Origin of the sequence: Vallitalea okinawensis (assembly GCF_002964605.1) — a bacterium.
Classification (GTDB): domain Bacteria; phylum Bacillota; class Clostridia; order Lachnospirales; family PQDH01; genus Vallitalea_A; species Vallitalea_A okinawensis.
The window spans coordinates 910-1,292 of sequence record NZ_KZ672986.1 but is presented as its reverse complement, the minus strand read 5'-3'; the positions used below and the strand labels follow the sequence as shown (position 1 = coordinate 1,292).

General features: G+C 47.3%; 2 tRNA genes. Both read right to left on the bottom strand.

Annotation, left to right across the window (positions count from 1 at the left end):
* Positions 1–106: 106 nt before the first annotated feature.
* Positions 107–180: transfer RNA gene (locus C1Y58_RS00035), tRNA-Asp, on the bottom strand.
* A 12-nt stretch (positions 181–192) separates the two neighbouring features.
* Positions 193–265: transfer RNA gene (locus tag C1Y58_RS00030), tRNA-Thr, on the bottom strand.
* Positions 266–383 lie beyond the last annotated feature (118 nt).

Below are 383 nucleotides of genomic sequence, written 5' to 3'. Positions count from 1 at the left end.
ACAGGGCTCGAACCTGTGACCCCCTGCTTGTAAGGCAGGTGCTCTCCCAGCTGAGCTATGCGCCCTAATATTACTGATTTACTTCTCACTGGGATGGGAAGTAAAACGACCCAGAAGGGACTCGAACCCTCGACCTCCGGCGTGACAGGCCGGCGTGCTAACCAACTGTACCACTGGGCCATATTTATTTGAAGCCGACGATCGGACTTGAACCGATAACCTGCTGATTACAAGTCAGCTGCTCTGCCAATTGAGCCACGTCGGCATATTCAAGCTATTACCTATATCAACTCTAATTCATCCCAGTAATCTATATCTGTATGAATAGAAAAATATCGGTCTCTTCAAGGAACTTCTAGTGGTTGTTTGTAATTTGTAGGCTT